We start from the raw sequence: 26663 nt of genomic DNA on the forward strand, positions 1-26663 counted from the left end.
TATGCCTAATTTAAAAGAAGTTAAGAACCGGATCACCTCCGTGATGAGCACGCAGCAAATCACCAAAGCCATGAAAATGGTGGCGGCGGCGAAGCTTCGTAAGTCACAGGAGCGGATCACACAAATGCGTCCATACGCGCAAAAGTTGAACGCCATTCTGAAGAACCTTTCGGAGGCGCAGCTTTCGGGCGACAACGACAACTGGTATAGCCAGGTGCGTGAGGAAAAACGCATTCTCATTTTGACGGTTAGCTCCGACCGCGGACTTTGCGGCTCGTTCAACACCAACGTCATGAAAGGTGTGATCCGATTGATCCAGGAGAAATATGAAGAGCAATCGCGCAAAGGCAACGTGGTGATTTTGCCCATCGGCCGCAAGGCTGCTGAGTTCTTTGGCAAACGCAACATGGAGCTGGTGGGTCAATACTCAAACCTGTTTTCAACACTCACGTTCGAGCAGGCATCGCTTGTTGGCGAGCATGTGATGAATGCTTTCCGCGAAGGCAAGTTCGACAAGGTTGAATTGGTGTATAACGAATTTAAAAACGTGGCCACCCAGATCTTGCGCACAGAGCAACTGTTGCCCGTGGTTTCGCCCGAGCCGGTTGTGGGTGCATCGTCGAATCAGGTAGACTACATCTATCAGCCCAGCCAGCAAGAGATTGTGGAAGCGTTGATTCCCAACTCGCTGAAAGTGCAAATATTCAAAGCCCTGCTGGACTCTAACGCAGCCGAAAACGGTGCGCGGATGACGGCCATGGACAAGGCTACTGAAAACGCCGGAGAACTGCTGAAGGAGTTGAAGCTTAGCTACAACCGTTCGCGTCAGGCGGCCATCACCAAAGAGATCCTCGAGATCGTGGGTGGTGCCGAAGCGTTGAAGTCGGCTTAAGAATTTATAGTTTTAAGGTTTACATTTGAAGTCTCCCCTTACCGGGAGACTTTTTTTATGCATCGTTTTGCGCGGGCCTATCGCTATGTTAATCTGCTTAGCCTGGACATTGTGCTGGGGGCGATGGTGAGCGCCCTTTTTTTTGGCGCCGTGTTACAGGTTGAAATCCGAGTGTATGGATTGATTGCGTTGGGGCTCACGGTGTGGATCATCTACACGGCCGACCACCTTCGTGACGCACACAACATCCGGAAAAGCGCGGCCACACCCCGGCACCGTTTCCATCAACAATATTTCAAAGCATTGCTCATTGCCGCGGCGGTGGCCGTTTTGTTGAATGCCATCAACATCATTTTTATTCGCAAACAGGTTTTTGTGTGGGGCATGGTGCTGGCCGTGGGTGTGTCGATCTATTTGTTTGTGCAGCGCTATCTGAAATTTCTGAAAGAGATTTGCATTGCCTGTCTCTATACGTGTGGCGTATTGTTGCCCTCCATCACGGTGACGCAGGTGGAGTTGACGGGCGCGCATTATCGCCTGATTGTTCAATTTATGTTGGTGGCACTTTTGAACCTGTTGTTGTTTTCGTGGTTCGATCGCGAAGGCGACGAACAGGATAAACAAAATTCGTTTGTTACCATGTTTGGCGAGAGCACCACGCGCACCTGTATTATTGTGCTGATTGCGGCTGGCTTCGCGCTGACGTTGGTGTCGTGGTATTTTCAAGAGTTGACGCGTGCCGTGAACGTTGTGGCCGCGATGGGCACGGTGCTCACCGTGATCTTTGTGTTTCGGAAAACTTTTGCCACACACGATTATTTTCGGTTGGTGGGCGACGCTGTGTTTCTGCTTCCCTTGCTCTATCTCGCATGAGCGCCAGGAACTTCGATAGGATCGCGCCACTCTATGATGCCCTGGCACGCCGGATCTATGGTGAGACGATACGCGAGGCCCAGGCCTTTTTTCTTCCGTTGATATCGCCGTCGGCGAAGGTGTTGATTTTGGGTGGGGGCACGGGCTGGGTGCTGGCCGAGTTGCTAAAGATGCGTCCGGACCTGACGGTTTGTTATGTTGAAGCGTCTTCGGAAATGCTGCGGCTTACGCGCGCGCGGTTTCAGCGGGGAGAGGATGGCGGCGTGTTATACATTCACGGTACGGAAGATGCTATTCCGGCTGACGCCAAGTTTGATGTTGTGATCACCGCTTTCTATTTCGATTTGTTTCCGCCCGATGGGCTGCGCGTTGCTATTGAGAAAATACACCGTGCTATGCAACCGGAGGGATTGTGGCTGGCCTCTGATTTTGTGCGCAACCGCGTGTTGTGGCAGCGTGTGTTGTTGTGGAGCATGTACCGGTTTTTCCGTTGGCTATGTGGCATCGAGGCTGGGTCGCTTCCGCCTTGGGAAACGTTGATGACGGCCATGGGGATGAAGAAAGATCAGGAGCAATACTTTTTCAGGCGCTTCATAAAAAGCATTTCGTATCGCACTCCGGGAAGTTGAAAGCTTTTTACTGGAGGATCATCGGCTCCTTGCCCAGTTGCTGGACCAGTTCGGCCTTTTCTTCCATGAGCCTGATGATGCGGCGCAGGTAGTCGATTTCCTTGCGCGACAGTTCCAGTTGTTTGTTGGCGTCGGTGCTTTCCGTTTTCAGGAGATTGATTTGTTCGGTCTCCTCCTGGTCTGGGGTGGACACATAGTACTGGAAAAAATTGTGGTTAAGCACCTGCGATATTTTCAGGAGCAGGCCGGTGTCGACATGCCTTTTTTTGAAAATCCTGTAAACATTCTGGCGCACGGTGCCCAGCTCATCAGCAAAGTCGGTGAGCTTCATGTGGCGGTTGTCGAATACCTCCTTGATTTTTTCGCCGATTTCAATGGTTGCCATGGGGTAAATGGGGTGTTATATAGCAAAATACGTAAAATTTTAGTTTACGGTTTGCCCCGTTTCGCGCACGGTTTGTAACCAATAATTTTACAGTTTCGGCATTAAGGTGTAAAATTACGTATGCAAAGCCATGACAATCAGTTTTGCCCCTCTTCTCACCCCGTCAGAAAGCATGGTAAGCCCTTACTATAAGGACGAATACGCCACGATTGAGCTGGACGATTCGATTCCCTGCATCAAACTGACACTGAATGGCGTGCCCCGTTACAGTGAGCACTATCACCTTGTCCAAACCAAACGCCTGGAGCTGATGCACCAGGAAATACGCAACTACCCCAAGCTTCACATGCTCACCGACAGCCGCACCGCCGGCCCCGTGCTGGATGAGGATGTGGCCCACTTCAAAGCCCACGTGATGCCCGCCATGGAAAAAGCAGGTGTTCGCTATCTGGCCATTGTGATGCCCAGCAGCAAATTTACCCAGCTCACCATCCGCGACATGACCGACGAAACCGAAGTGATGACGGTGCAGTATTTTGAGTCGATCCGCGAGGCCCGCCACTGGCTCCGGAAAATGACGGCGGCCTAGCCACCTCGCTTTTTATGAGTTCCGCACAAACAACCAGCGCACAGCCTTATAGCTCCACACCAACGGGTAGCCGAGGATGCCGGTTTTGTATTTCTTTTCCAAGGTGATGGTGACGGTGGAATAGGCCAGCAAATGATTCTGCCGGTCTAACTTACTTTTGAGCTGATCGATTTCGCCGTTGAGGCGTTCCAGTTCTTTCTCCACTTTCACAGCCGCCTCTACAGTCTCGGCTTTCTCCAGCAATTGCAGATAACGTTGTCTTGCCTTCTCGGCATTTTCGAGGCGTATAGTGGCGTCTTCATGGTCTTCGGTGATGTCTTCCCCGGTAATGTTTTTTTGCGTGATCTTCCCGTAGTGCGCCAGCCCGTCGAGTGCCTCGCGGAGCCGCGCAGACGACACGCGGATAGACGACGTGTTGTCGCCCAACGTGAGGGCATAGCCATCATACTTTTTGGCAAATTCGGGCAGGGCTTTGTTGAGACTGTCGGGTTCGAGCAGGCGCAGGGTGACGTGTGCGTGGTACGTGATCTGGCGATCGTCGCTGGAAGTTTCTTTCGATCGCGACGAGGTCATGCTCCGTTGAACGGCCGGCGAGCAAGCCAGCATGACCAGCATTAGCAGCCCGTGCAGGGCGAGTGTTTTCATCCGTGCTTTCATGGTGTTGGGGTTTAGGATATTGCGGTTGAGAAACAAAAATCAAACCAACCGCAGTGGTAGAACCTGCGGTTGGCGTGTTGCAGTATCCAGAACCTCCAGTTTTTTTTCGCTTCAGGGTTTGGCCGGACGCGAAAATTCAAAGCCATCGAAATTCACATTCGAGATTGTGCCGGTGGCGTCGGTCGAAAAAACGATGACGGCATTGCCGTACCAATGACGATTGTAGAGACCGCGGAAAGTATCGTAGTGCCAGTGTTCTGCCGTGACCTTGAGCGAATGATTGACGTCGACCACGAGCGTGTTGCCCTGGCGTGTCACCTCACACTCGCCGTAGAGCGGATCGGTATACTTGCCGGCAAAGGCGTCGAGGTCTTGCGACGGATGTGTGTTCGCTACGCGTTTGCTTTCGAAGTCGCGTGTTGCCTTGTCTTGTTCCTCGCGCAACGGAGCATAAAGTGTCGTGAATTCGGCGCTCCAGTCGCGGGTGCCACCGAGGGCAAAATGGTCAAACGCTTTGTAGACGAGGGCGTGTCGCGCTTCGGCATGGTCGAGGTTTCCAAAAATGTAGATGCCGAGGTTTTCGTCGGGGAGTTGTGCAGCCAGCGCGGTGGCGCCGTCGAGACTGCCGGTGTGGAAATTCATTTTTCTTCCTTTATAGTCCTGCTGAAACCAACCCAGGCCATAGGTGGTCCAATGGGGTTTGGTGAGTTGCTGACTGGGATAGAATTCGCCTTCAGGCACAATCACCTGAGGCTTGAACATTTCGGTCCACGATTGGGGCGACAACAACCGGCCTCCGTTGTATTTGCTGCTGTCGAGCATCACTTGCATCCACTTCGCCATGTCGCTGGCGCACGACCACACGGCACCTGCGGGCGCGATCTGGTCGGCATCGGAATGATCGATCAGGGTAACCTCGCCATTGATGCTCCAGTGTGCGGCGGTTTTGTTTTTGTCGGTGGCGAGTTTCGACAGCGGTACGGTGCGTGTCATGCCGAGCGGTTTAAAAATTCTTTCCGTGATCACCTGATCCCAGGTTTGGCCTGTGGTTTTTTCAATCACTTTTCCGGCGGCGAGGTAGAATATGTTTTGATAGATGAAGCTTGACCGCATGGAGTAGGACGGTTTGACGTCGCGCATTTTTTTGAGCACCTCGTTGCTGTTGATGTCCATGATGCCCCAGAGAAAATCGGCATTGCCCACGCCGGTGTCGTGCACGAGCAAATCGCGGAGGGTGATCTCGCGGGTCATGTAAGGATCGTAGAGTTTGAATTCGGGAAGGTGCTTCTCCACGGGATCGTTCCAGTTCAGTTTACCTTCGTCCACGAGCATGGCCATGAGGGCGGCGGTCATGGCTTTGGTGGTGGATGCGCACGCGAACAGCGTTTGTGCATCGACGGGTTCGGGGCTGCCGAGGGTGCGCACGCCATAGCCTTTGGCGAGCACCACGTTTCCGTCTTTCACCACGGCAACCGACAAACCGGGGATGCCCCAGTCGCGTTGTGTTTTTTGAATGTAGGCATCAAAGGCTGCCACTTTTTTGACGAGCGCGGCATCGTTTTTTTTCTGGGCAACGGTGGGAACAGCTGCGAGCAGGATCGCAGTCATAATAATAATTGTGCGAAGGTTCATGTGGTTTTGGGATAGGTTATTTTTCGGATGGATTTTTTTTACCCGCGTGCAACCGGGCAACGGTTTCGGAAAGGCGTTTTGTTCGCGTCTCCTTTTTTTTGGCAGACGTGATCCACACCACATATTCTTTCCGGTTGGTATAGGACAAGGTGTCGAAGAATGTTTTGGCAGCGCTGTTTTGACCAAAGGCATCTTGCAGATCTTTGGGGATGGCAACGGTGCGTTCGGCCGTGTCGGGTGCTAGTGTCACTTTCACGGTGTCGCCTGCTTTTTTGCCGATGGCGTCGCAGATGTCTTTGCGCACAATGATGATGTGCCGGCCTTTGCCCATAGGCGACAGCACACCCCGATAGGGATGGCCGTCAAAGGTGACGTTCACTTTCACCAGGCCGCCGGTGCCATAGAGCTCTTTCACGTCGAAGGGCACCGTCACATAGGCGCCGTTGATGTCGCCGGGTTTTTCCAGTGTGGCTGTGAACTGTTGCTGGGCCGATGGCTTGGGTTGACGTGTTGACACTGGAATTTTGGTTTTCAACCGGAAACGCAACGCCGACCACGTGTCGTCCACAGCCACAACGCTCACAGGTTCATAGCCTGCGCCCGTCAGCATGTCCCAGCCACGGTCGCGTGTGAGGTCTGTTTTGAGGCCGCTGCTTTTTTTGGGGTAAGATATCCACAGCAGGCCGTCTGGTGCGAGTGCCTTCAGCGCTTTTGGGACGAGGGCATCGAGTTCGCGCTTTGTTTTCACAAAGGCCATCACAAAGTCACACACCATGCCAGCTTGTGCTTTTGTGCGCAAGCCTTCCGCGGCGTTGTGTTTTGGTGGGGCGTTCAAGACCAGGCTAGTGTGACTGGATTTGATTTTAAGTTTGGCTGCGAGCGTTTTGTTCATGGTGAAAAAATTGTACTGCTTCGGCCGCTTTCTTACGTCAATTCTTACATCGCATTCCTGAGCGGTCGCATACCAAATTTAAGCGCAAGCGTGAAAAAGCGGTTAAATAATAAACTTCTTCTTTTGAAAAACGCGGAATAAAATTGATATATGACTCGTATGGAACCAACAAACTTCTGAAATCCAGTTGTGGCTCCTTGTTTTCTTAGGTGTATACTTTATCTTGCGAAGTTTCAGAGAAGACAATCATTCGTAAGGCGGCCCCGACGTATCCCGAAACAAGCTGTTTTCTTGTACCTAAACCTATGCAGGACCTTATCAAGCATTTACCGGCAGTCATCTATGAATACACCATTCATCCGGATGGCACGCGGCGCTTTGATTTTATCAGTGAAGCCTGCGATACGTTTCTGGGCATTCCGGCCAGCGCCGTGATGAACGACGTGACCCTTATGGATTCCATTGTTCACCCGGAAGACCTAGACAACCTGCGCGCCTCCTCGCTGGCGTGCGAACAGGCGGGGCGCGAATGGAACTGGCAAGGACGCATGCATGTGCGCGGGCTGGTGAAGTGGGTAGAGATCCGTTCCAACTACGAACTTCGAAACGACGGCGTCATTGTTCGCCGCGGCATCATTCAAGACATTACCGAACGAAAAGAAACGGCCCGCGAAAGCGAAGCCCGCTATCAGTCGCTGGTGGAGCGTTTGCCCATTGGCGTGGTCATACACAAACAGGGCAGGCTTGTTTTTGCCAACGCCTTTGCCCACTCCATTCTGGGTGGCGAGAAAAGTGAAAATCTGGTGGGCACCGACCTGCTCACCTTTGTGCACCCCGACTATCAGCAGCGGGTGATCCGTCGCATGAAAGAAGTGGCTGAAGGTATGCCGGGCGCCATGATCGAACAAAAGTATATTCGCCAGGACGGTCAGACCATCGACGTGGAAACGATGGCCTATCCCTTCAACTTCCGCGGCGAGCAATGTGTGCAGGTGATCTTCCGCGACATCACCGAACGCAAGCAGACCGAAGCGCGCATCAAGAAAAATGAAACGCTGCTGGCCCAGCTTTTCCAGAACGTGCCCATGGCCGTGGTGTTGCTCACCGACTCGGGCAAGGTGGAGCAAGTGAACCGTGGCTTTGAAGAAATGTTTGGCTACTCACTTTCCGAACTGAGAGGCCGCAGCATCAACGACTTTATTGTTCCCGAAGAGTTGACGCACGAAGGCGTTGACCTCAACAACCTCATCACTAGCCACCGCATTGTGAGCATCGAAACGGTGCGTCGCCACCGCCACGGACGCATCGTGAACGTGATCCTCTATGGCATGCCCGTGCTGCTCGACAACGAAACGATCGGCATCTATGGTGTGTATGTAGACATCACCGAACGCAAGCGCGTGGAAGAAGAGCTGAAAATCAGAAACGGTGAGCTTGACAATTTTGTGTATAAAGTATCGCACGATCTTCGCGCACCGCTGTCGTCCATTCTTGGGCTGGTGAACCTGGCGAAGCTGCCGGGCAACACCGACAACCCGATGGACTACATCGACATCATTGGCACCAAGGTGGAGCACCTCGATCATTTTATTGGCGATGTGCTGAGCCATTCCAAAAATCTGAAGATGGAAGTGAGTGTGATGAAGGTGGATTTCTCCAAGATCATCAACGAAACCTTTGCCGACCTGAACTACCTGGAAGGTGCAAAGGAAATCAGACAGATTATAAAAGTAGACGGCATCGACTTCTATAGCGACCCGTGGCGCATCGCCGAAATTTTGCGCAACCTCATTTCCAACGCCATCAAATATCGTCAGCTCGACGAGGTGACGCCGGAAATTGGTATTAAGATAAACATTGACCACCTTCGCGCTGAAATTATCTTTGCCGACAACGGTATCGGAATCAGCGAAGAGAACCTGGAAAGAATTTTTGAAATGTTTTATCGCGCGACAGAACAGTCGGATGGATCGGGAATCGGTTTATACATTGTGAAGAACGCCATCGACAAATTGGGTGGCCAGATCACCGTGGCCAGCAGGGTGGGACAAGGCACACGCTTTGCCATTTTGTTGCCCAACCGCATAAACAGTATGATTGGCAAAATGCCTTCGGTAGGCGTTGAACAATAATGAAGATTTACGAAGTTACTACACCCCAGCAGGTACGTGAGTTTCTCATGCTTCCCGTGAAGCTTTACGCAAACGAGAAAAACTGGATCCGTCCGTTGGACAAGGACATCGAATCGGTGTTCGATGAGGAGAAAAACAAAGCGTTTCGTCACGGCGAATGCATCCGCTGGATATTGGTGAACGACAAACAGGAAACCATCGGGCGCGTGGCGGCTTTCATCAACCAGAAGACGGTGAAGAAAGGCAACGACCAGCCTACGGGCGGAATGGGTTTTTTTGAATGCGTGAACAACAAAGACGCGGCCTTCATGCTGTTTAACCAATGCCGGCACTGGCTGCAAGGCAAAGGGATGGAAGCGATGGATGGCCCCGTGAACTTTGGCAGCCGCGACCGTTGGTGGGGTTTGCTCCTCGAAGGGTTTGACCGCGAGCCCAACTATCAATGCAATTATAATTTTCCCTACTACAAGGATTTTTTTGAAGAATACGGATTCAAAGTATACTTCTACCAGCTCACCTTTTACCGCGCCATACACGAACCCGTCATCGAACGTCTGCGCGAGAAGGCGGCCATCACGGCGGCCGATCCTGACTACGACTTTCGTTATATCGGCAAAGAAGAACTTCCGAAGTTGCCGGAATACATTCACCAGGTCTATAATCGGGCGTGGGCAAACCGTTCGGAAAACCCCGAGCTCAGCATCGGACAGGCACGCCTGCTGGTGCAACAAATGAAGCCCATCCTGGACCGGCGGTTACTCTACTTTGGATTTTATAAGGGTGAACCCGTCAGCTTCTTTTTGTCGCTGCCCGAGATCAACCAGATTTTTAAATATGTGAATGGCAAGCTGAACTGGATCGGCAAACTGAAGTTTCTCTACCACACCGTGATGAAGACCAACCGCAAGGCCTTCGGCATTTTGTTTGGCGTAGTGCCCGAACACCAGGGCAAAGGCCTTGATGGTGCCATGATTATGAATTCGCGCGAGGTATTGCAGGACCAGTACAAGCGCTACGATGAATATGAAATGAACTGGATCGGCGACTTCAACCCGAAAATGATTCTTGTCGTTGAACAGGTCGGCGGCACCGTGTGTAAAAAACATGCCACCTACCGAAAACTTTTTGACGAGACAAAGCCTTTTAAGCGTGCGCCCATCCTGGGATAGAAGTGTATGAAAAGCAAAACCGGAGTTTTACTAATAAACCTAGGCACGCCCGACAGTCCGTCGGTGAGCCACGTGCGATCGTATCTTTCTCAATTTCTGAACGACCCGCGGGTGATCGACATTCCGTGGCTTGCGCGAAAAATGTTGGTGAACCTCATCATCGTTCCCTTCCGCGCACCCAAGTCGGCCAAGATCTATCAAAAGCTGTGGACCGAAAAAGGGTCGCCCTTGCTCTACATCAGCGAGCAGGCAAAAGACCTGTTGCAAAAAGAACTGGGTGGCGATTATGATGTGCACCTGGCTATGCGCTATAAAAATCCTTCCATCGCTTCGGTGTTGGAAACCATGCGCAAGAACAACTATCAAAAGATTGTAGTGCTGCCTATGTTTCCGCATTATGCTTCAGCTTCTACAGGTTCGGCATTGGAGGAAGTGATGCGTGTGATGCAAAGCTGGTGGGTGATTCCCGAATTGAAAGTGATCAGTCAATACTACGACCATCCCAAATTCATTGAAGCATTTGTGGCGCGCGGACGTCAGTATAACCTGGCGGACTACGATCACGTGTTGTTCTCCTACCACGGCTTGCCCGAACGGCAGGTCGACAAAGTGTATAACGAAGAACTTTGCTCCGATCACGACTGCGAACACGAGATCACCGAAGAAAACAAATATTGCTACAAGGCCACATGCTATGCCACCACGCGCTTGCTGGCGGCACAGCTCAACATACCCGAATCAAAATACACCGTCTGCTTCCAGTCGCGTCTGGATAAAAAATGGCTGATGCCGTTTTCCGACAAAGTGGTGGAAGATTGCGGGCGCAAGGGCATGAAAAAAATTCTTGTGTTCTCGCCGGCGTTCACTGCCGATTGCCTGGAGACCATTATCGAGATCGGCGAAGAGTATCAGGAAATTTTTAAGGAGCACGGTGGCGAGAAAGTTCAGCTGGTGGAAAGCCTCAACGAACACCCCATGTGGATTGCCTGTTTGAAAGATCTTGTGCTGGCACCTTAGAGCGTAGCGTCGCTCACCCCAATCTTGCTCAATCGTTTCATGATGTCCTGCCGGTAGAGCGGGCCTACGGGCAGTTCGGTTTTGCCCATGAACACGGCGTGGTGGCTGTAGGAATCTATTTTTTTTAACGCGACAATAAACGAGCGGTGGATGCGCACGAAGTCCTGCTCGGGCAACATTTCTTCCAGCGCGGTTGTGGTTTGTTTGGTGATGACCTGGCGCGTGGTCACAATCTTCACATAGTCTTTCAGGCTTTCGATGTATTGAATTTCGTCGACCATGATCTTCACCATTTTGCGATCGGCGCGCACATAGAGGAACCGGTCGTCTTCTGAATGCAGGGGGTCTTTGCGGGGCGCGGGTGGTGCTGTGCGCTGTTCCAGGTCAAGCACTTTGTGCACGGCGCGAAGAAAGCGTTCAAGCGAATAAGGTTTCAGCAGATAGTCTACGGCGCCCAGTTCAAAACCTTCCACGGCATAGTCGCGGTGGGCGGTGGTGAAGATGACGCGGGGTGGGTTGGTGAGCGTTTTCAGAAACTCGGTGCCGAGCAGTCGCGGCATCTGGATGTCGAGAAACAACAAGTCGATAGGGTGCTGGCGCAAAAATTCAAACGCAGCGAGTGCATGATGGCATTCGCCCACCACTTCCAGCGTCGGCATGGTGTCGATGTAAGTGCGCAGAATCTCCAGGGCCGGGGGTTCGTCGTCAACAAGCAGGCAACGGAATTTGGTGCTCACGGGTAGGGTACTTTAATTTTGTCGAGGTCCAATGTCAGCGAAACGATGAAAAGGTCCGCGTCTTCCGTGATACGCAGTTCGTGACCCTTGGGATACAACAATTCAAGTCTTTTCTTCACATTGAGCAAACCCACGTGTGCCGAATGGGTGCCTACTCCTTTTGTTTCGGCTTTGCCGTTGATGAGTTTGAATTTCAGTTGTGATTGTTGTACCGACAAGTCGAGGCTGATCCACGCTTGCTCGATCATTTCGTTGGCGCCGTGTTTGAAACTGTTTTCCACAAAGGGCAACAGCAGCAACGGGGCGATGTGTGGCTGGTGAATATCGCCGTGCACATTCACGGTGATGTCGAGGCGATTGCCAAAGCGATTTTTTTCAAGATCGATGTAGTCGTGGAGCACCTGAATTTCTTTGTTCAGGGCAATGGTGTCGCCGCGGCAGTCGGTGAGCATATAGCGCATGAGCTGCGACAATTTTAAAATGGCTTCGGGTGTGTGATCCGATTTTTTCAATGCCATCGAATAGATGCTGTTCAACGTGTTGAACATAAAATGCGGATGAAGCTGTCCCTGCAGTAATTCGAGTTCGGCGCGCAATTTTTCCTTCTCTAGTTTTTCGGTTTCGATGCGCTTCACATAGAAATGTTTCACCAGCTTGATGGCCACGGCAAATCCCCCCACGGTCATGGTGCCACGCAAGCCGCCCATGAATGAATAGAACACCGTGGTGTGCCGTATGGGAAAGTGCATCCACGTGCGAAACGCAGTGACCACAAAATGGTTGAGGCCCACCGAAATGACGGCGGCCATCACAATGAGCACAAGCGTGACCACAAACGCGCTCCAATAGCGATCGCGCTGGATCAGGTTGGGCAGAACGCCATAGATGATGCCATAGCTGAGAAAGATGTGCGCCGGCAAAAAGATAAACGACTCGGTGAACGAAATCCTGAATGCGAGCAACGGGTCCACCACGAAATAGAAACCATAGAGCATGCCGAAGAATGCCCAGCACACCACCCAAAAGAGCACATGCCGCGCCACCCGGTAGGAGGGAACGTCGGAAAGAACAAGCTTCGAAACGAATGAGTCCATCGGTTAAACTTACTCCAAACCCTGCGAAAGGTTTGCTGAAAAAAATGTTTGTAGACGAAAGTGCCGCTATCGTAGACCAAACGTGTTGATCGCCGCAGGGACACTATCAGTCCGGGGAATGCCCTTGTGAAGCGAAATGCCGAACACAAGTGGATAGAGTTTGCGTATTTTCTTAAAAATCCTCAACACTATGAAACGCATCGTTCTGTTATCCGCCCTTGTGCTGCTGTCGCTGACAGCGGCCGTGAGCCAATCGCTTCCGGCGTCATCGCCCGCCTACTGGGTGGTGGAAACCAATGCCAAAGAAACAAACTACTCCATCGTTCGATTCTATACCGTCGACAACCTGTTGGTGCATGAAGTGAAGATCGATGGTGTATACATCAATATTAACCGGCCGCGTCATAAAAAACGATTAGACCAGTTGCTGAGAAGCTACAACGACCGAACCGTAGCTTCTCTGCGAAGACTCAAGTCGAAACATTCGATTTGATTTAGATTAAAAGAGCAGCCTGGTCATGAGAATGGCCAGGCATTTTTTTTTAGGATGCGGCAATTTTTAAAACTGCTTCCACAAAACGATCGAGGTCTTTTGTGGTGGTATACACATGCGGGGTGACACGCACGCCACTCACGTTCTCCCATTTAATAGATACGGTGTGAATCTGAAATTCGCCCATCAGCCGGTTTGCCACCGTTTCAGGTTCAAGGCCGTCAACGGAGAAGTTGCCCAACGCGCACGAGAATTCCGGCTTTAGCGAGATGTTGAGTTTCACACGCGGGTTCTTTGTCACTTTTTCGGCCCAATAAGTTTTTAGATAGTGTAAGCGTTCTGCCTTTCGCTTCGAGCCGATGGCGTTGTGAAAGTCGATGGCTTGCCCAATGGCCTGCTCGGGAGCAAACGACCGCGTGCCCAGGGTTTCAAATTTCCGGATGTCGCCGCTCTGGGGTTTGTCGTTGGGAAACAATGGCCACAAGCCTGCGATGTTTTCTTTGCGCACATAGAGCATGCCCGTGCCAAATGGCGCGCACAGCCATTTGTGGAGGCTGGTGCCAAAATAGTCGGGATTAAAATCGGTGATCTTGAAATCCATGTGCGCGAAGGTGTGGGCGCCGTCTACAATGGAAATGATGTTTCGCCTGCGCGCTTCTTCACAAAGTTTTTTCACGGGCATGATCTGGCCCGTCCAGTTGATCATGTGCGTGATGTGCCACACTTTTGTTTTGGGTGTGGTGGCATCGGCAAACGCTTTCACGATGTCGTCTTCTTTTTCGATGGGCAGGTTCAGGCTGAGCCATTTAATCTTGATGCCCTCGCGCAGCTCTTTTTGTTTCCAGGCGTGGATCATGTTGGGGTAGTCCATTTTGGTCATCACCACTTCGTCGCCTTTGGAAAGGCTTAGCCCCCACGTGACGGTGGCCAGTGCTTCGGTGGCATTGCGGTTGATGGCCAGTTCTTCGCCCGAAGTTCCGGCAAGGTCGGCGAGTTTTCTTCTGAGGGGCTCGCGGCCTTTGTCGAGTATCTGCCACATGAAGTAGGTTGGCGCTTCGTTGCTAAGGTGATAGTAGCGGTCTACTGCATCCTGTACCACCTTGGGTTGAGGGCTCACGCCGCCGTTGTTGAGGTTGAGCATGTTGGGCGAAACGGTGTAGGCCTGCGCCATGCGGTCCCACAATTCTTCTTCGAGCGCTGCGGCTTGTGGCGTGAATTTGTTGAGTTGAACAAGGGCATCTGAAACCTCTTCGGCCCGGGCCTGAACGGCGATGGGTGAGAGGGCAAGGGCACCGGCGGCACCCAACGTCTTTTGAAAGAATGAACGGCGCGTTGACATGAGCGGAGGGGTTTAGGAAACTGAAAATACAAATTTTTCAGTGCCCGTGGAAACCCTATTCCTCCATCATGTCTTTCAATTCAATTTCGAGCGCGCGTGTGCTGATGTATATTTCATTTAGCGACAGCGCCAACGATAGCAGAAGAAACAACAGGCTGAGGCCGAAGATGGAATAGGCCATCACATGATTTTCGAGGTAGAAGAAAAGCATGGACAACACGCAGAGAAAAAAACTGGAGATGCCGGCACCTTGCATGTGTTTGGTGAGCATGAGCCGCTTGTTCAGATTTTTGATTTGTGCTTTGATGATTTCGTGATCTTCCTGCACCTGTTTGTATTTGGTGTGGAGGCTGCGGATCAACGTGGCCAGCGCCAGAAAACGGTTGGTGTAGGCCAGCATCAACAGAGTGATGGCGGGAAAGAGCAGGGCCGGTGTGTTGATGGACATTTCCATGCGCGAATGTTTTTTGTTTTACTGAACCTTTTGCAAACGACGAAGCGATTTGGCAAACACGGCGATGGTGCCTACCGAAATCAAAGTCATGCATCCTCCGAAAATCACAGAGGGCACTACCCGAAGCAAACGCGCAGCCAGACCCGACTCGAACATGCCGATCTCGTTTGACGAGCCGATGAAAATGTGATTCACGGCCGACACTCTGCCTTTCATGTTTTCGGGCGTTAGCGTTTGCAGCAACGTGCCGCGAATGATCACGCTCACACAATCGAACATACCACTCATCATGAGCAGGAACAACGAGATGAGAAAGTTGGTAGACAGCGCAAACAAAATCATGCACACGCCAAAGCCCGCCACGCAACACAACAATATCTTGCCGGTGTTTTTACGGATGGGATTGTGAGTGATGTAGAATGCCATGAGCAAAGCCCCGACCGAAGGCGCTGCCCGTAACAAGCCCAGCCCTTGTGGACCAACGGCGAGAATTTCTTTTGCAAAGATGGGGAGCAACGCCACCGCGCCACCAAACAACACGGCAAACAAATCGAGCGAGATGGCACCGAGTATGATCTGGTGATTGAACACAAAACGAAGCCCCGCGCTGATTTTGTCGAAGATGCCTTGTTCTTCGCTTTCGGGCGGAAGGGGTTTGCTGGACACGCCGATGGCCAGCGACAACCCGGCCAGCATGAGCAACGCATCGGCGCCGTATGAAAACTGCACGCCCTTCCAGGCATAGAGAAGACCTCCGATGGCCGGTCCGCCAATGGCGGCGGTTTCCCACAGCGTGCTGTTCCAGGTGATGGCGTTGCTATACAACTCGCGTGGTACCAACTGTGGCATGAAGGCAAAGAGCGCCGGCGTGATGAAGCCGCGTGCAATGCCGCTGACAAAGATGACGGAGTAGATGGGCAGCGCGCCATAGCTCAACCAAAACTTGCCCGGCTCCAACGTGAAGAACAACAGGGCCAGCGAACAAAAGAGCAACGTGACCAGGCACGTCACAATGATCTTCTTCCGGTTCACGATGTCGGCGAGGTGCCCTGCATACAATGACACACTGATCGATGGAATGGCTTCAGCCAAACCGATGAGTCCCAGCGACAGCGGATCGTGCGTGATGTCGTAGACTTGCCAGGCCACCACCACGCCCTGGATCTGAATGGCCAGGGTCACAAAAAAACGCGTGAGGATGAAGAGCCGGAAGTCCGGAATTTTCAGGGCCGCATAAGGGCCGGTGGGAATGCTCATGGGCTACGAAAGAATTTTTTGCGTGGCGTCTACCGCGAGCTTGCGGCGTTGCTCGCGCTCGCCTTTGATTTCTATGAAAGGCACCGGTTGGTTTTTCAGTTCGGTGCGGTAGCGCTGATACAGTTCTTCGCGCATCGTGGGATGTTCGCGCTGCGGATCGTCTACCCAGGGCACGTCCACATAGGTGAGCAAGTAGAGGTCGTAGTGACGTGTGGCAATTTGTTTTAGAATTTCTTCGGCACAGGTTCCGAACTTCACTTCGCTCCACACCTTGATGACGTAGAGGTTGGTGTCGCAAAACAGGATGCCTTTGCTGTCGCGGGCATATTCATCTTCCACCCTAAGCTGACCATGGGCAATGGCCAGCAGGTCGTGTTCTTCATAGGGCCGCACCAGGTGGTCGATATAGCCACGTGCATATTCGGGTACCCACTCGGTCTTGAAATGGCTGGCCAGAAACTGAGACAGGTCAGACTTGCCCGTGCACTCCGGGCCAATCACCGCGACTTTTTTAACCGTTGGCAGGGCATTTGAATTCATAGACCGAAAATCGTTTATATTTCTGTAAAATTAGCCCGATCCTTAACTTTCCAAAAAAATTGTATTCGTGAAGCGAAGAAAAGCGATTCAGCAACTGGGGCTTGGTTTGACGGCAGGATTGATTCTGCCGGGCTACTTGAGTTCCTGCAAAAAAGACGACGACCCACAACCCGGCACGGGCCCTTCGGTGGGCATCATCGGTGGCGGCGCCGCCGGTTTGTACGCTGCCGATATACTAAAGGCCAAGGGCTACACCGTGGTGATCTATGAAGCCTCCAGCCGTCTTGGTGGACGTGTGCGTTCACTGAAGTCGTTCGACAAACCATCGACTGCGCTCTACCTCAACTCGCCAAGCGAACTCAGCAGCGACTATCCCAACGAGCTGGGTGCCGACGTGGTGCTGGGATCGGATTCTGTCTGGGGAAAGATTATCAGCGATCTAAAAATTGCCGCAGGCAATCTCTCTACCGGAACCACCGACAATTATCTTTTGGGAGGAACACTGACCAACGCGGCCACGGCACAAGCCGATGCGGACTTTGTGGCCGCACAGAATTTTTTCAATACACTCTCCACCTACTCCGGAGGCAACGTGTCGGTTCAGCAGGCAATCGAAGCTGCGGGACTGAGCCACCGGACGCACAGCATTTTGAATGCGTGGATCGGAAACAAATACGGAACCACCAACGATCGCCTCAGCGTAACGGCACTGGCAGAGGGCCTGGCCCTGCGCACGCGCAACCAAACCCTGCAAACCCTCACCGACAACCCCATGCAGGATGCCCTGCTGTCGCGCTTTACCAAGGTGACAACGGATGCCCTGGTGAACGCCGTGGTGAAAGAGATAAACTACACCAGCGACAAGGTTACCGTTAGCGGACAAAACGTGGTGACGGGAGAACCGTTCTCGGCCGAGTTCGACAAAGTGATTGTGACGGTGCCTGTGTCGGTATTGAAAGCCGGCAACATTGTTTTCACGCCCAGTCTGCCCAGCGAAAAATCGACGGCCCTCTCGCGCTTCGACATGGACGCGACGGTGCGCGTGTTGCTCGACTTCAAAATAAATTTTTGGGGTAACACCTCCAGCTTTTTGTATGGAGGAGCACAAAGCCCTGAATATTTTAACAATGGCGCGCTGCGGAGCGAATTAACCAAAACGCTGGCGGTCACCGTGGGTGGTGCAAAAGGAGCAGAGCTCTCGGCTTTGGGCAAAGACGCGTTGCCGGTGTTGATGGCCGAGCTCGACGCGATCTACGCCGGCAAGGCCACGCTCAACGCGCGAAAGGATTTGAACGACAACCACATTGCCGTAATACACGATTGGACGAAGGAGCCTTACATTAAAGGTGGCGCGGCCTATCTGAAACCTGGCGGAACACAACAAGACCGCGTGGCCCTGGCTAAGTCGCTTAGCGACCGCGTGTTTTTTGCCGGCGAAGCCACCGATGTGAATGGAGAATTCGGAAACCTGAATGGCGCACTGCTGTCGGGCGAACGGGCCGCGCAGGAGGTTATCGCTAAATTGGGTTGATCAGTTTCTTCGGGAAAATCTTTTGCCTTCTTTTTTTGATGCACTGCCTTTTAGTTGTCAGCGTCTTCGGCAAACAATTCGCCAAGCCGGTGTGTGGGCATGGGCTTGCTCAATAAGGTCTTCACATATTTATGGTCATGGGCCCGGCGGATGTCGCGCGGGTCGAGCGTGGACGACAGCATGATAATGCTGGTCTTGTGTTTCACATCGTCGCCCATTTTGTCGTAGGCCTCCAGGAACTGGAAGCCGTCCATCTCGGGCATCTGAATGTCGAGCAGAATGATGAGGCATTCCGCCAGCGTGGAGTCCGATTGCCGAAGCCATTGCAGGGCTTCGTCGCCGGTGCTCACCTGGCTCACATCGTCGATCGCAAGTTTCTTTTTCAGCAACATGCGGGTCACCATCTGGTCAACCTCGTTATCGTCTACGATGAGAAATTTACATTTTGCTTTCATGTTGTTTCAGCGAAGTTCGGTAGTCAAAGTCACAAAAAACATTTTTCTGCCTCACAGAGTCACCATTATCCAGGCGTGGATAAAGATACGACCTGGCGCTTAGGAATTTGAATAATAAATTTTGTTCCTACATTTTTTTCGGACTCCACGGCAATAGACCCTCCCAGCTTTTGCACGGCTTCTTTCACGATATACAACCCCAGGCCTGTGCCTTTGTTATTGTTTTGGGTAACAAAAAACATATCAAAAATCTTTTTCTGGTCTTCCGGCCGGATGCCCACACCGTTGTCTTCTATGCTGATGATGTTGTGGTCTTCGGTGGGATAGGTCTTCACCTTCAGGAAACAGCAATCTTTGGCCGCATCGCTGTATTTGATGGCGTTCGAAACGAGGTTGTTGAAGAGGATGCTGAGCCGCAGCGGATCCGAGAAAACCTTGTCGAGCGAATATTCGCGGTGCACATCGATGCGGTCGGCACCTTTCATGAACCGGTGCTGGTTCAGGGCGTTGTCGATCACCTCCACCAGGCTCACTTCCTGCATCTGCAAACTGACCCGTTTGTTTCGCGAAAAGTTGATGATGTCGTTGATGAAGTGGTCCTGTTTCTCGAGGCTCAGCTGCATGAGCTTCAGATATTCCTTCAGTTGCTCGGGATCGTCTTCTATCTGTGCAATTTCGATGAGGCCCTTCAGCGACATGAGCGGTGCGCGGATGTCGTGCGATGCGCTGTAAACAAAATTGTCGAGCTCGCGATTGGTGTTGGTCAGGTCAAGGTTTTTTAGTTCAAGTTCGGTTTGTGATTTCAGGATGCGGCCGATCATGGAAGCGGCATAGCCAAGGGCACACCCAAGTATGAGCAGGGTGAAGAAAATATTGGCGACAAAAAGATAATGATTGATGTCGCGCGCCGCCGCACCGAGCACACTGGAGAACGTGCGTTCTTTCAGGGTCAGTTCCGACGAGATGTCGTTGATGCGGCGAATGAGTTCGCGTTGATCGTTGCTGCTCCACTGGCCCGATGTGAGGCGATGGTGCGCTTCTTCGCCTAGGCGATATTCTTTCTCGATTGCCTGGTCGGCTTCTTTCCAGGCCTGGATGGCCTGGGCCATGAAGGAAACGTTTTTGAAATGGCGAAAGAGCCAGATGAGGTTGTCGATGTCGTCGGGGTGATTGCGTCCGGCAAGAAAACCCTGGCGAATGACGTCGATGTCGCCGTTGTGAGTGAGTGCCACCCGGGCAAGACTGTCGCCAATAGGCACGCCCAGCTCTTCCTTGAATTTTGCCCAGTCGCTGTCATCATGCGTGTTCACATACGAGATGAGGTGACGTGCCGCGCCCTTTTCGCCTTTCGAATATTGTGATTCTCCGTTGGCATAGGCGCGAACAGACGATAGAATTTTTATGGTGAAATAGTTGGTGACGGTTAGCAACGCCAGAGACACAACAATGGTGACCAACAAAGCAAAGAAGTTGCGTTGGGTGAGTGCTACGAGTTTTTCACGGAGTAAAGCAAAACGGCGTACAATCATGGCGGAGGATCTTAAAGCAACGGCAACTGGAAAATGTGTTTACTCTAAGGTACTCTAAAATCGGAACCGCCGCCAGCAAAAGCAGGGAAAGGATGGACGCTTATCGCAGCACGATTTCGTGGAATAAAATCCAGCACCCCATAGCCAGCACAAACCAGCCAAAGGCCGTGCGCAGCTTTTCGCTCCGTACGTGCCGCGACAACCGGTTGCCGGCCAGCACACCCAACACCGCAAGACCGGTGAGCAGCAATAGAAAGGGCCAGTCCATAGCATAGTTCAACACGTCGCCCAAAAAGCCGGTGAGCGAGTTGATGGCGATGATAAAAAGAGAGGTGCCCACGGCTGTCTTGAACGAAAGGCCGGTCAGTAGAACCAGGGCGGGAATGATGAGAAACCCACCGCCGGCGCCCACCAGCCCGGTGAGGAACCCGATGAGGGTGCCTTCCAGAATGACGAGGAACGTGCGGAATTTATCGCGATCGTTTTGGATTTCCTGGCGCCCGCGAATCATGGAAATGGAGGCCAGCACCATGAGCACGGCAAACATGCCCAGCAACAGAAATCGTTTGGTGATGACCACCGCGTCGCCCTGCCACAGCACATCGGATATGGCCGGCACAATCCACCGGCGTGTGCTGAAGATGGCGATGATGGAGGGGATGCCGAACAGAAATCCCGTTCGGATGTTGATGAGGTGATCTTTGTATTTGGGTATGGCTCCCACCAGGCTGGTGGCCCCGACAATGAAAAGCGAATAGGCCGACGCCAGCACGGCATCGACGTGGAAAAGATAGACGAGAATCGGAATCGAAAGAATGGATCCACCTCCGCCCAAGAGGCCCAGCACAAGACCGATCAGAATCGCCGCCGCATACCCAACAATTTCCATGTATCCACAAGGCGACAACGCGTTTTGGTGGAAAGGTGTGTCGCCATCACAAAGGGACTATTTTTTGGGCGAAAATGAAATTAACCGACTATTTCCATAGAGTTTGAAACCAGCCTAGAGCCGGTTATACTCCACAATAAACACATCGGGAAACTTGGGACGAAGCTCTTCGCGGAACTGCTCGGCTTTTTCGCGCGACGAAAACTGGCCGAGAATGAGGCCGTAGTATTTCACGCCGTTGATGACCTTTACCTGCACGGTCACTTCTTTTTTGTAGGAATTTTTGAGGTTGTCGGAAAGACGCATCAGGTTTACCAGTTCCTGGTAGGTTCCGATCTGCACACCAAAGCCTTTGGGTTCGAGCCGGGAGATTTTGAAGTCGTAGAATTCTTTTTCTTCCACCGACACCTGGTCGATGGGTTGGCCTGGGTCGCTCGTTTTGCCATCGCCAGGGTCAATCACTTCCAGCGATACGTCGGCGAGGCCTTTGTTGGTGAAGCCCAGCTGTTCGGCGGCGGCGCGCGACAGGTCGATGATGCGGCCCTCCACGTAGGGGCCGCGGTCGTTGATGGTTACTTCAACCGTTTGATTGTTGCCTAAATTGGTGATGCGCACCTTGGTGCCGAAGGGCAGGGTTTTGTGGGCACCCGTAAATTTGTTGCGCCGGTATTTTTCGCCGCTGGCCATGCGGGCGCCTTCAAATTTGTCGGCATAGAACGATGCTTTTCCGGTTTGAACCTGTGCGAAAGAAACGGCGGCAAAAAAAAGCAACACGGTCGTAAAAAATATTCTCGTCATGCAAAAGGGGTTAAGCCGATTAAAAAATACGTTGACGGCCCCAATTTCGGCATAAAATCCCGGGTGCAACGCAGCGTTAAAGAAATATTCCCGGCATTTGTGATTGCGGTGCAAATAAATGATCTGAACTCGTTACCTTTGCCCGGCAAATAATGAATCGTAAATTATTTGCCATGCCACTCGATACATCCAAATTCCTCTTTGAAGCACTGACTTACGACGACGTGCTCCTGGTTCCCGCCTACTCTGAAGTACTTCCCCGCGACACAAACACTTCAAGCAAGCTAACCCCCAACATTTCGCTAAACATTCCCCTGGTATCGGCCGCCATGGACACCGTGACAGAAGCCGAACTTGCCATTGCCATTGCCATGGAAGGCGGGCTGGGTTTCATCCACAAAAACATGAAGATCGAGCTGCAGGCCGAACAGGTCCGCAAAGTGAAACGCTCCCAAAGCGGTCTCATTCTCGATCCCGTAACCCTCGACATCCACTCGACCGTGCGCGATGCCGAAAACATCATGCGCGACTACAAGATCGGTGGCATTCCCATTGTGGACAACGGCGGCAAGCTGGTGGGCATTATCACCAACCGCGATCTTCGTTTCCAGAAAGACATGAACGTGCCGGTGGAAAAGATCATGACCAAAGACAACCTGATCACCGCGTCCGAAGGCATCACCCTCGAACAGGCCGAAGGCACCCTGAAGAAATATAAAATCGAAAAGCTGCCCATCGTGAACAAGAAGGGCAAGCTGATCGGCCTCATCACCTTTAAAGACATTCAGAAAAAGAAAAACAAACCCACGGCCTGCCAGGATAAATTTGGCAGACTTCGCGTGGGTGCAGCCGTGGGGGTAACACCCGATGTGCTCGACCGCATCGATGCCCTCAAGGCCGCCGGTGTGGACGTGATCAGCATCGACACGGCGCACGGTCACTCCAAAGGTGTGATGGAAGCCGCCAAGCGTGTGAAGAAAAAATATCCCGAGCTCGAACTCATTGTCGGCAACATTGCCACCGGCGAAGCGGCCAAGGCGCTGGCCAAGGTTGGAGCAGACGCCGTGAAAGTGGGCGTCGGTCCCGGCAGCATTTGCACTACGCGCATCGTGGCCGGTGTAGGGTTGCCCCAATTGTCGGCCGTGTATGAAGCCGCCAAGGCGTTGAAAGGATCGAACGTGTGTGTGATTGCCGACGGCGGCATTCGCTTCTCGGGCGACATTGTGAAGGCCATTGCGGCCGGTGCCGACAGCGTGATGATTGGATCGTTGCTGGCCGGAACCGAAGAAGCACCGGGCGAAATGATTATCTACGAAGGACGCAAGTTCAAATCCTACCGCGGCATGGGCTCGCTCGAGGCCATGGAAGACGGTTCGAAAGACCGCTACTTCCAGGATGTGGAAGACGATGTGAAGAAGCTGGTGCCCGAAGGCATCTCGGGCCGCGTGCCCTACAAAGGACTGGTGTCGGAAGTGCTCTATCAACTTACGGGCGGGCTACGCGCTGGTATGGGCTACTGCGGTGCCAAAAACATCGAGAAACTGAAGCTCGCGAAATTTGTGAAAATCACCGCTGCGGGCGTCACCGAAAGTCACCCTCACGACGTCAGCATCACGCGTGAAGCACCGAACTATAGCCGAAAGTAAGCGCTGAACTGAGCATAGAAAGAAGGCCACCCGTTTGGGTGGCCTTCTTCATTTTTATGAAAATGATTCTCTTACCGGATCACCATCTTTTGCACGCGCACGTCAAGACCGCTGCTGATGCGCACCAGATAGATGCCGGGCGAAAGCTCGCCACCCGCGTTCAAAGAAAGCGGCGCGTTGGTTTCGATTTTGAAATTCTGAAGCGAATAAATTTCCCGCCCCTGGTCGGTGTATATGCGCACGAAAAGCTCGCGCCCGGTTTCCATGCCTTTGAGATCTACAAACACTTCGCCCGAAGAGGGCACAGGATAGAGGCTGAAAAATTCGCGCTCCGCCATTTTTAGATTCACGGTGGCCACGGCGAAATAGGTTTCCTTTCCATCGATGTCGGTTTGTTTGAGGCGGTAGTAGGAACGACCGGCATACGGTTCGTTATCCCACAGACTGTAGCGCGACGCTACGGAGGTTGTGCCTTTGCCGTCAACAGTGCCCACGGTGTAGAATGATTTTGCATCGCGCGAACGTTCGATGGTGAAGAAAGCATTGTCGGTTTCCGTCGCGGTTTCCCAGGTGAGGTATACCTGATGACCTTCGCCAGCGGCTTTAAAGAACAGGAGAGAAACGGGCAGTGGAGAGTCGGTGGGATCGCCCGAGCCGATGTGAAAGCTGTTGTTGAGATTGGCTAGCGTCACACCCGTGCGCGTAACCTGCGGGTTGGCCGTGGTGCCGCCGTTGGCACCGGCTGTGCCCACGGCACTTGTTTGCAGAATGAGCCGAAGGTCGGACAGGTTGTTGATGACGCCAAACCCTGTGCCGCCACCCATGAGGCTGAACACGCCACCCGCAACATCGGTGGTGCTCACGTTCCATTGGGCTTCGTGACGCAGCAGCACTTCATAGGCGCCATCCATGAACGACGGCACGATGTAGTTGGTGTAGGGCGAATCGGTATAGGTCAGGGTGATGGTGCCCCCAGTGGTAGGTGCCGACGTGGTCTGGATGTTGAAGGGCCTGGTGTTGGTGGCGCTGCCCATGGGAAAAAGACCGTTGAAGGCCCCCGCGGGACATTGGCGTGTGAACGTGCCGTTGTAGAGCCAGCCCGACGTGCGCGACAAAGAGCCAAAGAACACCGGCGAGATGCCCAGCGAAAGCGTGTAGGTGTTCAGGTCTGTGTTTCCTTTTGTGATGGTGATCAGGTTGTCGACCGTCACGTTTGTGTTCAGGACAAATTGGGGAGACGTGGTGTTGGAGTTGTTCAGTTCGAGGTTGAAGAAGTTTGTGCCCAGCGCGCTGCCCGTGTTGATGATACGTTGTTGTGTGGTGCCCACAAACCTGACCGAGCGCGATTCCTGCTCGAACGGGTCGGGCGCCGTGCTGTAGTTGATCCAGTCGCCGCCCAGGCTCAGGTCGCTGCCATCGCTCTTCAGCACGGCCGCGTCAGTGATGGTGACACTGCCATGCACCAGAAAATTGCTTGAGAGCGACTTGATGCCGCTATTGGATACCTGCAGATTATAATATTCGCCACCCGTGGTGTTGAAAATGGTTTGATCGGCCGAGCCGTTATAGTTCACGGTGTTGCCTGTCTGGTCTGCCTGCAACGTGATGATGTTTGACGAACCTCCGGCATAGTTCAACACGCTGTTGGCCCCCTGCACAAACGTACCGGTGCCGGTGAGCGACTCGGGCGCGCTGTTGGAAATGGTGACGATGCCGTTGTTGGTCAGAATTTTCTGATAGGCAACGGTCACGGTATTGGAAAAGATGAGCGCTGAGGTTCCGTCGATCGACTGGTCGCGTGTGTTGAATGAAGCACCGCCGGCCGAAAAATTGCCGTCGTTGGTGATGCCATCTTCGAAGATCATGTTGGCTTCGGCCGTCACCGACGTGGTGTTCCAGTTGCCGGTGGCCGCCACGGTCACCTTGCCGTTGAAGTTGTCGATGCCGCTGTTTTGCACATCGATGAAATTGCCGTTGATGGTGGTGGTGCCCTGAATGTCCATGTTGCCTTCGGTAGGCGAATTGAGCACCAGTGTGCCGTCAACCACCAGGTTGCGTGTCACCAGCAGCACACCGGCGGGGTCGGACCCTGAAAAGGTGATGCTGCCCTGCACAATGAGGTCGCGGCCGATCGTGGACACGTCGTTGGCCACCACCACGGCCGAGGTGCCGGCAATGGTGAGGTCGCCCGGCGAATTGAGACCGCTGTTCACGTTGGTGAGGCTGTTGGCCGTGAGTGTGCGGCCTGCCGCGAGGCGTATACCCCCGGCGTTGAACGTGCTGCCGTTGGTGAGGCCGCCGTTGAAGATCATTTTGTTTTGGGTGGTGATGGCCGTGGTGTTCCAGGCCCCGGCGTTGGTCACCATGCCGGTGAAGATGGTGTTGCCCGTGGTAGACGATTGGAAGAAGCCATTCACCTGGGTGTCGCCATTCACAATGAGGTTGCCCGTGTTGGAGAACAAAAAGTTTGCGCCGGTGCTGATGGTGAGGTCGCCCACCACCATGAGCGATGCCGCGGCGCTGGTGGCAAAACTGCCGGAAGAACCGCCGCCCACCACCAGGTTATTCACATTCAGGGGAGGCGTTACATCCAAAAGCAGATCGTGATTGTTGCGGATGGTCACGGTTTCGGGTGTGTCGAACTGACCGGGATAGCCCAGTGCGCCGGGCGTGGCCCAGATGGCGCCGTCGAAGCGTTCCCAGTTTGTGGTAATCGACCAGTCACCGTCTGCAATGGAGCGATAGTCGCCTGAAGTTTGTGCGAAAGAAAAGGTAACAGAAAGAAATACGCACAGGGCCAGGCCTACTCCCTGATAAACGGAATGACGCATAATATTTGAATCGGATAGGGTTCTCGTTCGAAAAACAGTGATCAAAGATAGTTTTACAGGAGATCGTTATGTAAGATTCATGCAAAAAAAATGGCGAAAAGCAAGAATTCTGGATTGGTGCATTCAAGGTTTACCCTAAATTTCAAGGTTAATCCATAGTTTCTCACTTTATTCCTATAATTGTAGGCCAATCTCAGGATTGG

The 26663-nt window shown here is 52.8% G+C and carries 25 protein-coding genes; 10 read left to right on the forward strand and 15 right to left on the reverse strand.

All coding sequences use genetic code 11. The features are described 5' to 3' along the window. The first annotated feature begins 1 nt into the window (after position 1). From atpG to JI741_RS13110, 3 genes are read left to right on the forward strand one after another with little or no spacing between them, the layout of a single operon-like run. Entirely contained in the window at positions 2–892 is an 891-nt protein-coding gene (gene atpG, locus JI741_RS13100; protein ID WP_202010103.1) for an ATP synthase F1 subunit gamma, read from the forward strand. 57 nt (positions 893–949) lie between these two features. Beyond that, the gene (locus JI741_RS13105; RefSeq protein WP_202010105.1) at positions 950–1765 is read left to right on the forward strand and encodes a hypothetical protein; all 816 of its coding nucleotides are present in this window, start codon (positions 950–952) and stop codon (positions 1763–1765) included. Continuing rightward, positions 1762–2394 (forward strand): class I SAM-dependent methyltransferase, encoded by a 633-nt coding sequence (locus tag JI741_RS13110; RefSeq protein WP_202010107.1) that lies wholly within the window; start codon positions 1762–1764, stop codon positions 2392–2394. The genes JI741_RS13105 and JI741_RS13110 overlap by 4 nt, the downstream gene beginning before the upstream one ends. Before the next feature lie 7 nt (positions 2395–2401). Here JI741_RS13110 and JI741_RS13115 read toward each other — a convergent pair whose 3' ends face one another. After that, entirely contained in the window at positions 2402–2779 is a 378-nt protein-coding gene (locus JI741_RS13115; RefSeq protein WP_202010109.1) for a helix-turn-helix domain-containing protein, read from the reverse strand. A gap of 130 nt (positions 2780–2909) precedes the next feature. Between JI741_RS13115 and JI741_RS13120 the strand changes: the two genes are divergently transcribed. Further along, positions 2910–3368 carry a hypothetical protein gene (locus tag JI741_RS13120; protein WP_202010111.1) on the forward strand — a complete coding sequence of 153 codons (459 nt, stop codon included), beginning with the start codon at positions 2910–2912 and terminating at the stop codon, positions 3366–3368. A 12-nt stretch (positions 3369–3380) separates the two neighbouring features. Here JI741_RS13120 and JI741_RS13125 read toward each other — a convergent pair whose 3' ends face one another. The 3 genes from JI741_RS13125 to JI741_RS13135 all read right to left on the reverse strand — a co-directional run bounded on the left by JI741_RS13125 (position 3381) and on the right by JI741_RS13135 (position 6549). Then, positions 3381–4025 (reverse strand): DUF4349 domain-containing protein, encoded by a 645-nt coding sequence (locus JI741_RS13125; RefSeq protein ID WP_202010113.1) that lies wholly within the window; start codon positions 4023–4025, stop codon positions 3381–3383. 111 nt (positions 4026–4136) lie between these two features. Beyond that, positions 4137–5657 (reverse strand): serine hydrolase, encoded by a 1521-nt coding sequence (locus JI741_RS13130; protein WP_202010115.1) that lies wholly within the window; start codon positions 5655–5657, stop codon positions 4137–4139. A gap of 16 nt (positions 5658–5673) precedes the next feature. Further along, positions 5674–6549 carry a YdeI/OmpD-associated family protein gene (locus JI741_RS13135; protein WP_202010117.1) on the reverse strand — a complete coding sequence of 292 codons (876 nt, stop codon included), beginning with the start codon at positions 6547–6549 and terminating at the stop codon, positions 5674–5676. Positions 6550–6854: 305 nt separating this feature from the next. Here JI741_RS13135 and JI741_RS13140 point away from each other — a divergent pair, with 305 nt between their 5' ends. The 3 genes from JI741_RS13140 to hemH are packed head-to-tail and all read left to right on the forward strand — an operon-like array spanning position 6855 to position 10867. Then, positions 6855–8681, forward strand: a complete 1827-nt coding sequence (locus tag JI741_RS13140) for a PAS domain-containing sensor histidine kinase (protein ID WP_202010120.1) — start codon at positions 6855–6857, stop codon at positions 8679–8681. After that, a complete protein-coding gene (locus JI741_RS13145; protein ID WP_202010122.1) occupies positions 8681–9850 on the forward strand; it encodes a hypothetical protein in 1170 nt (389 codons plus the stop codon). Before JI741_RS13140 ends, JI741_RS13145 begins: the two co-directional genes overlap by 1 nt. 6 nt (positions 9851–9856) lie before the next feature. Next, on the forward strand, positions 9857–10867 hold the full coding sequence (gene hemH / locus JI741_RS13150; protein ID WP_202010124.1) for a ferrochelatase: 1011 nt from the start codon (positions 9857–9859) through the stop codon (positions 10865–10867). Here hemH and JI741_RS13155 read toward each other — a convergent pair. Further along, the gene (locus JI741_RS13155) at positions 10864–11604 is read right to left on the reverse strand and encodes a LytR/AlgR family response regulator transcription factor (protein ID WP_369411776.1); all 741 of its coding nucleotides are present in this window, start codon (positions 11602–11604) and stop codon (positions 10864–10866) included. The two genes, hemH and JI741_RS13155, sit on opposite strands and share 4 nt — an antisense overlap. Next, entirely contained in the window at positions 11601–12698 is a 1098-nt protein-coding gene (locus JI741_RS13160; protein ID WP_202010126.1) for a sensor histidine kinase, read from the reverse strand. The genes JI741_RS13155 and JI741_RS13160 overlap by 4 nt, the downstream gene beginning before the upstream one ends. Before the next feature lie 190 nt (positions 12699–12888). On the opposite strand from JI741_RS13160, the gene JI741_RS13165 reads away from it, so the two are divergent. Then, positions 12889–13191: a hypothetical protein gene (locus JI741_RS13165; RefSeq protein ID WP_202010127.1), complete on the forward strand. Its 303-nt coding sequence runs from the start codon at positions 12889–12891 to the stop codon at positions 13189–13191. Between the two features lie 49 nt (positions 13192–13240). Here the strand turns inward: JI741_RS13165 and JI741_RS13170 are convergent, their stop codons facing one another. Genes JI741_RS13170 through JI741_RS13185 form a run of 4 tightly spaced genes read right to left on the reverse strand, consistent with a single transcriptional unit; the run spans position 13241 to position 16781 of the window. Then, positions 13241–14530 (reverse strand): aminotransferase class V-fold PLP-dependent enzyme, encoded by a 1290-nt coding sequence (locus tag JI741_RS13170; RefSeq protein WP_202010129.1) that lies wholly within the window; start codon positions 14528–14530, stop codon positions 13241–13243. Positions 14531–14585: 55 nt separating this feature from the next. Next, positions 14586–14984 (reverse strand): DUF2721 domain-containing protein, encoded by a 399-nt coding sequence (locus tag JI741_RS13175; RefSeq protein ID WP_202010137.1) that lies wholly within the window; start codon positions 14982–14984, stop codon positions 14586–14588. An 18-nt stretch (positions 14985–15002) separates the two neighbouring features. Beyond that, the gene (locus JI741_RS13180) at positions 15003–16241 is read right to left on the reverse strand and encodes an MFS transporter (RefSeq protein ID WP_202010139.1); all 1239 of its coding nucleotides are present in this window, start codon (positions 16239–16241) and stop codon (positions 15003–15005) included. Positions 16242–16244: 3 nt separating this feature from the next. Beyond that, a complete protein-coding gene (locus tag JI741_RS13185) occupies positions 16245–16781 on the reverse strand; it encodes an AAA family ATPase (protein WP_202010141.1) in 537 nt (178 codons plus the stop codon). Between the two features lie 67 nt (positions 16782–16848). On the opposite strand from JI741_RS13185, the gene JI741_RS13190 reads away from it, so the two are divergent. Continuing rightward, positions 16849–18312 (forward strand): flavin monoamine oxidase family protein, encoded by a 1464-nt coding sequence (locus JI741_RS13190; protein WP_202010143.1) that lies wholly within the window; start codon positions 16849–16851, stop codon positions 18310–18312. A gap of 50 nt (positions 18313–18362) precedes the next feature. On the opposite strand, the gene JI741_RS13195 is transcribed toward JI741_RS13190, so the two are convergent. From JI741_RS13195 to JI741_RS13210, 4 genes are all read right to left on the reverse strand, one after another. After that, a complete protein-coding gene (locus tag JI741_RS13195; RefSeq protein WP_202010145.1) occupies positions 18363–18767 on the reverse strand; it encodes a response regulator in 405 nt (134 codons plus the stop codon). Positions 18768–18832: 65 nt separating this feature from the next. Beyond that, the gene (locus JI741_RS13200) at positions 18833–20296 is read right to left on the reverse strand and encodes a sensor histidine kinase (RefSeq protein ID WP_202010147.1); all 1464 of its coding nucleotides are present in this window, start codon (positions 20294–20296) and stop codon (positions 18833–18835) included. A 100-nt stretch (positions 20297–20396) separates the two neighbouring features. Continuing rightward, entirely contained in the window at positions 20397–21185 is a 789-nt protein-coding gene (locus JI741_RS13205) for a sulfite exporter TauE/SafE family protein (RefSeq protein WP_202010149.1), read from the reverse strand. Between the two features lie 114 nt (positions 21186–21299). Further along, positions 21300–21983 carry a septal ring lytic transglycosylase RlpA family protein gene (locus JI741_RS13210; protein WP_202010151.1) on the reverse strand — a complete coding sequence of 228 codons (684 nt, stop codon included), beginning with the start codon at positions 21981–21983 and terminating at the stop codon, positions 21300–21302. Positions 21984–22156: 173 nt separating this feature from the next. Between JI741_RS13210 and guaB the strand changes: the two genes are divergently transcribed. Further along, a complete protein-coding gene (gene guaB / locus JI741_RS13215) occupies positions 22157–23629 on the forward strand; it encodes an IMP dehydrogenase (protein ID WP_202011068.1) in 1473 nt (490 codons plus the stop codon). A gap of 71 nt (positions 23630–23700) precedes the next feature. Here the strand turns inward: guaB and JI741_RS13220 are convergent, their stop codons facing one another. Beyond that, entirely contained in the window at positions 23701–26460 is a 2760-nt protein-coding gene (locus JI741_RS13220) for a T9SS type A sorting domain-containing protein (protein WP_202010153.1), read from the reverse strand. Positions 26461–26663 lie beyond the last annotated feature (203 nt).

It is taken from the genome of Chryseolinea lacunae (genome assembly GCF_016735595.1).
In the GTDB taxonomy this organism is placed as follows: Bacteria; Bacteroidota; Bacteroidia; order Cytophagales; family Cyclobacteriaceae; genus Chryseolinea; species Chryseolinea lacunae.

Bases quoted from the DNA above. Each gene is read 5' to 3' on its own strand.
- atpG (WP_202010103.1), top strand. From the start codon at position 2: ATGCCTAATTTAAAAGAAGTTAAGAACCGGATCACCTCCGTGATGAGC.
- JI741_RS13105 (WP_202010105.1), top strand. From the start codon at position 950: ATGCATCGTTTTGCGCGGGCCTATCGCTATGTTAATCTGCTTAGCCTG.
- JI741_RS13110 (WP_202010107.1), top strand. From the start codon at position 1,762: ATGAGCGCCAGGAACTTCGATAGGATCGCGCCACTCTATGATGCCCTG.
- JI741_RS13115 (WP_202010109.1), bottom strand. From the start codon at position 2,779: ATGGCAACCATTGAAATCGGCGAAAAAATCAAGGAGGTATTCGACAAC.
- JI741_RS13120 (WP_202010111.1), top strand. From the start codon at position 2,910: ATGACAATCAGTTTTGCCCCTCTTCTCACCCCGTCAGAAAGCATGGTA.
- JI741_RS13125 (WP_202010113.1), bottom strand. From the start codon at position 4,025: ATGAAAGCACGGATGAAAACACTCGCCCTGCACGGGCTGCTAATGCTG.
- JI741_RS13130 (WP_202010115.1), bottom strand. From the start codon at position 5,657: ATGAACCTTCGCACAATTATTATTATGACTGCGATCCTGCTCGCAGCT.
- JI741_RS13135 (WP_202010117.1), bottom strand. From the start codon at position 6,549: ATGAACAAAACGCTCGCAGCCAAACTTAAAATCAAATCCAGTCACACT.
- JI741_RS13140 (WP_202010120.1), top strand. From the start codon at position 6,855: ATGCAGGACCTTATCAAGCATTTACCGGCAGTCATCTATGAATACACC.
- JI741_RS13145 (WP_202010122.1), top strand. From the start codon at position 8,681: ATGAAGATTTACGAAGTTACTACACCCCAGCAGGTACGTGAGTTTCTC.
- hemH (WP_202010124.1), top strand. From the start codon at position 9,857: ATGAAAAGCAAAACCGGAGTTTTACTAATAAACCTAGGCACGCCCGAC.
- JI741_RS13160 (WP_202010126.1), bottom strand. From the start codon at position 12,698: ATGGACTCATTCGTTTCGAAGCTTGTTCTTTCCGACGTTCCCTCCTAC.
- JI741_RS13165 (WP_202010127.1), top strand. From the start codon at position 12,889: ATGAAACGCATCGTTCTGTTATCCGCCCTTGTGCTGCTGTCGCTGACA.
- JI741_RS13170 (WP_202010129.1), bottom strand. From the start codon at position 14,530: ATGTCAACGCGCCGTTCATTCTTTCAAAAGACGTTGGGTGCCGCCGGT.
- JI741_RS13175 (WP_202010137.1), bottom strand. From the start codon at position 14,984: ATGGAAATGTCCATCAACACACCGGCCCTGCTCTTTCCCGCCATCACT.
- JI741_RS13180 (WP_202010139.1), bottom strand. From the start codon at position 16,241: ATGAGCATTCCCACCGGCCCTTATGCGGCCCTGAAAATTCCGGACTTC.
- JI741_RS13185 (WP_202010141.1), bottom strand. From the start codon at position 16,781: ATGAATTCAAATGCCCTGCCAACGGTTAAAAAAGTCGCGGTGATTGGC.
- JI741_RS13195 (WP_202010145.1), bottom strand. From the start codon at position 18,767: ATGAAAGCAAAATGTAAATTTCTCATCGTAGACGATAACGAGGTTGAC.
- JI741_RS13200 (WP_202010147.1), bottom strand. From the start codon at position 20,296: ATGATTGTACGCCGTTTTGCTTTACTCCGTGAAAAACTCGTAGCACTC.
- JI741_RS13205 (WP_202010149.1), bottom strand. From the start codon at position 21,185: ATGGAAATTGTTGGGTATGCGGCGGCGATTCTGATCGGTCTTGTGCTG.
- JI741_RS13210 (WP_202010151.1), bottom strand. From the start codon at position 21,983: ATGACGAGAATATTTTTTACGACCGTGTTGCTTTTTTTTGCCGCCGTT.
- guaB (WP_202011068.1), top strand. From the start codon at position 22,157: ATGCCACTCGATACATCCAAATTCCTCTTTGAAGCACTGACTTACGAC.
- JI741_RS13220 (WP_202010153.1), bottom strand. From the start codon at position 26,460: ATGCGTCATTCCGTTTATCAGGGAGTAGGCCTGGCCCTGTGCGTATTT.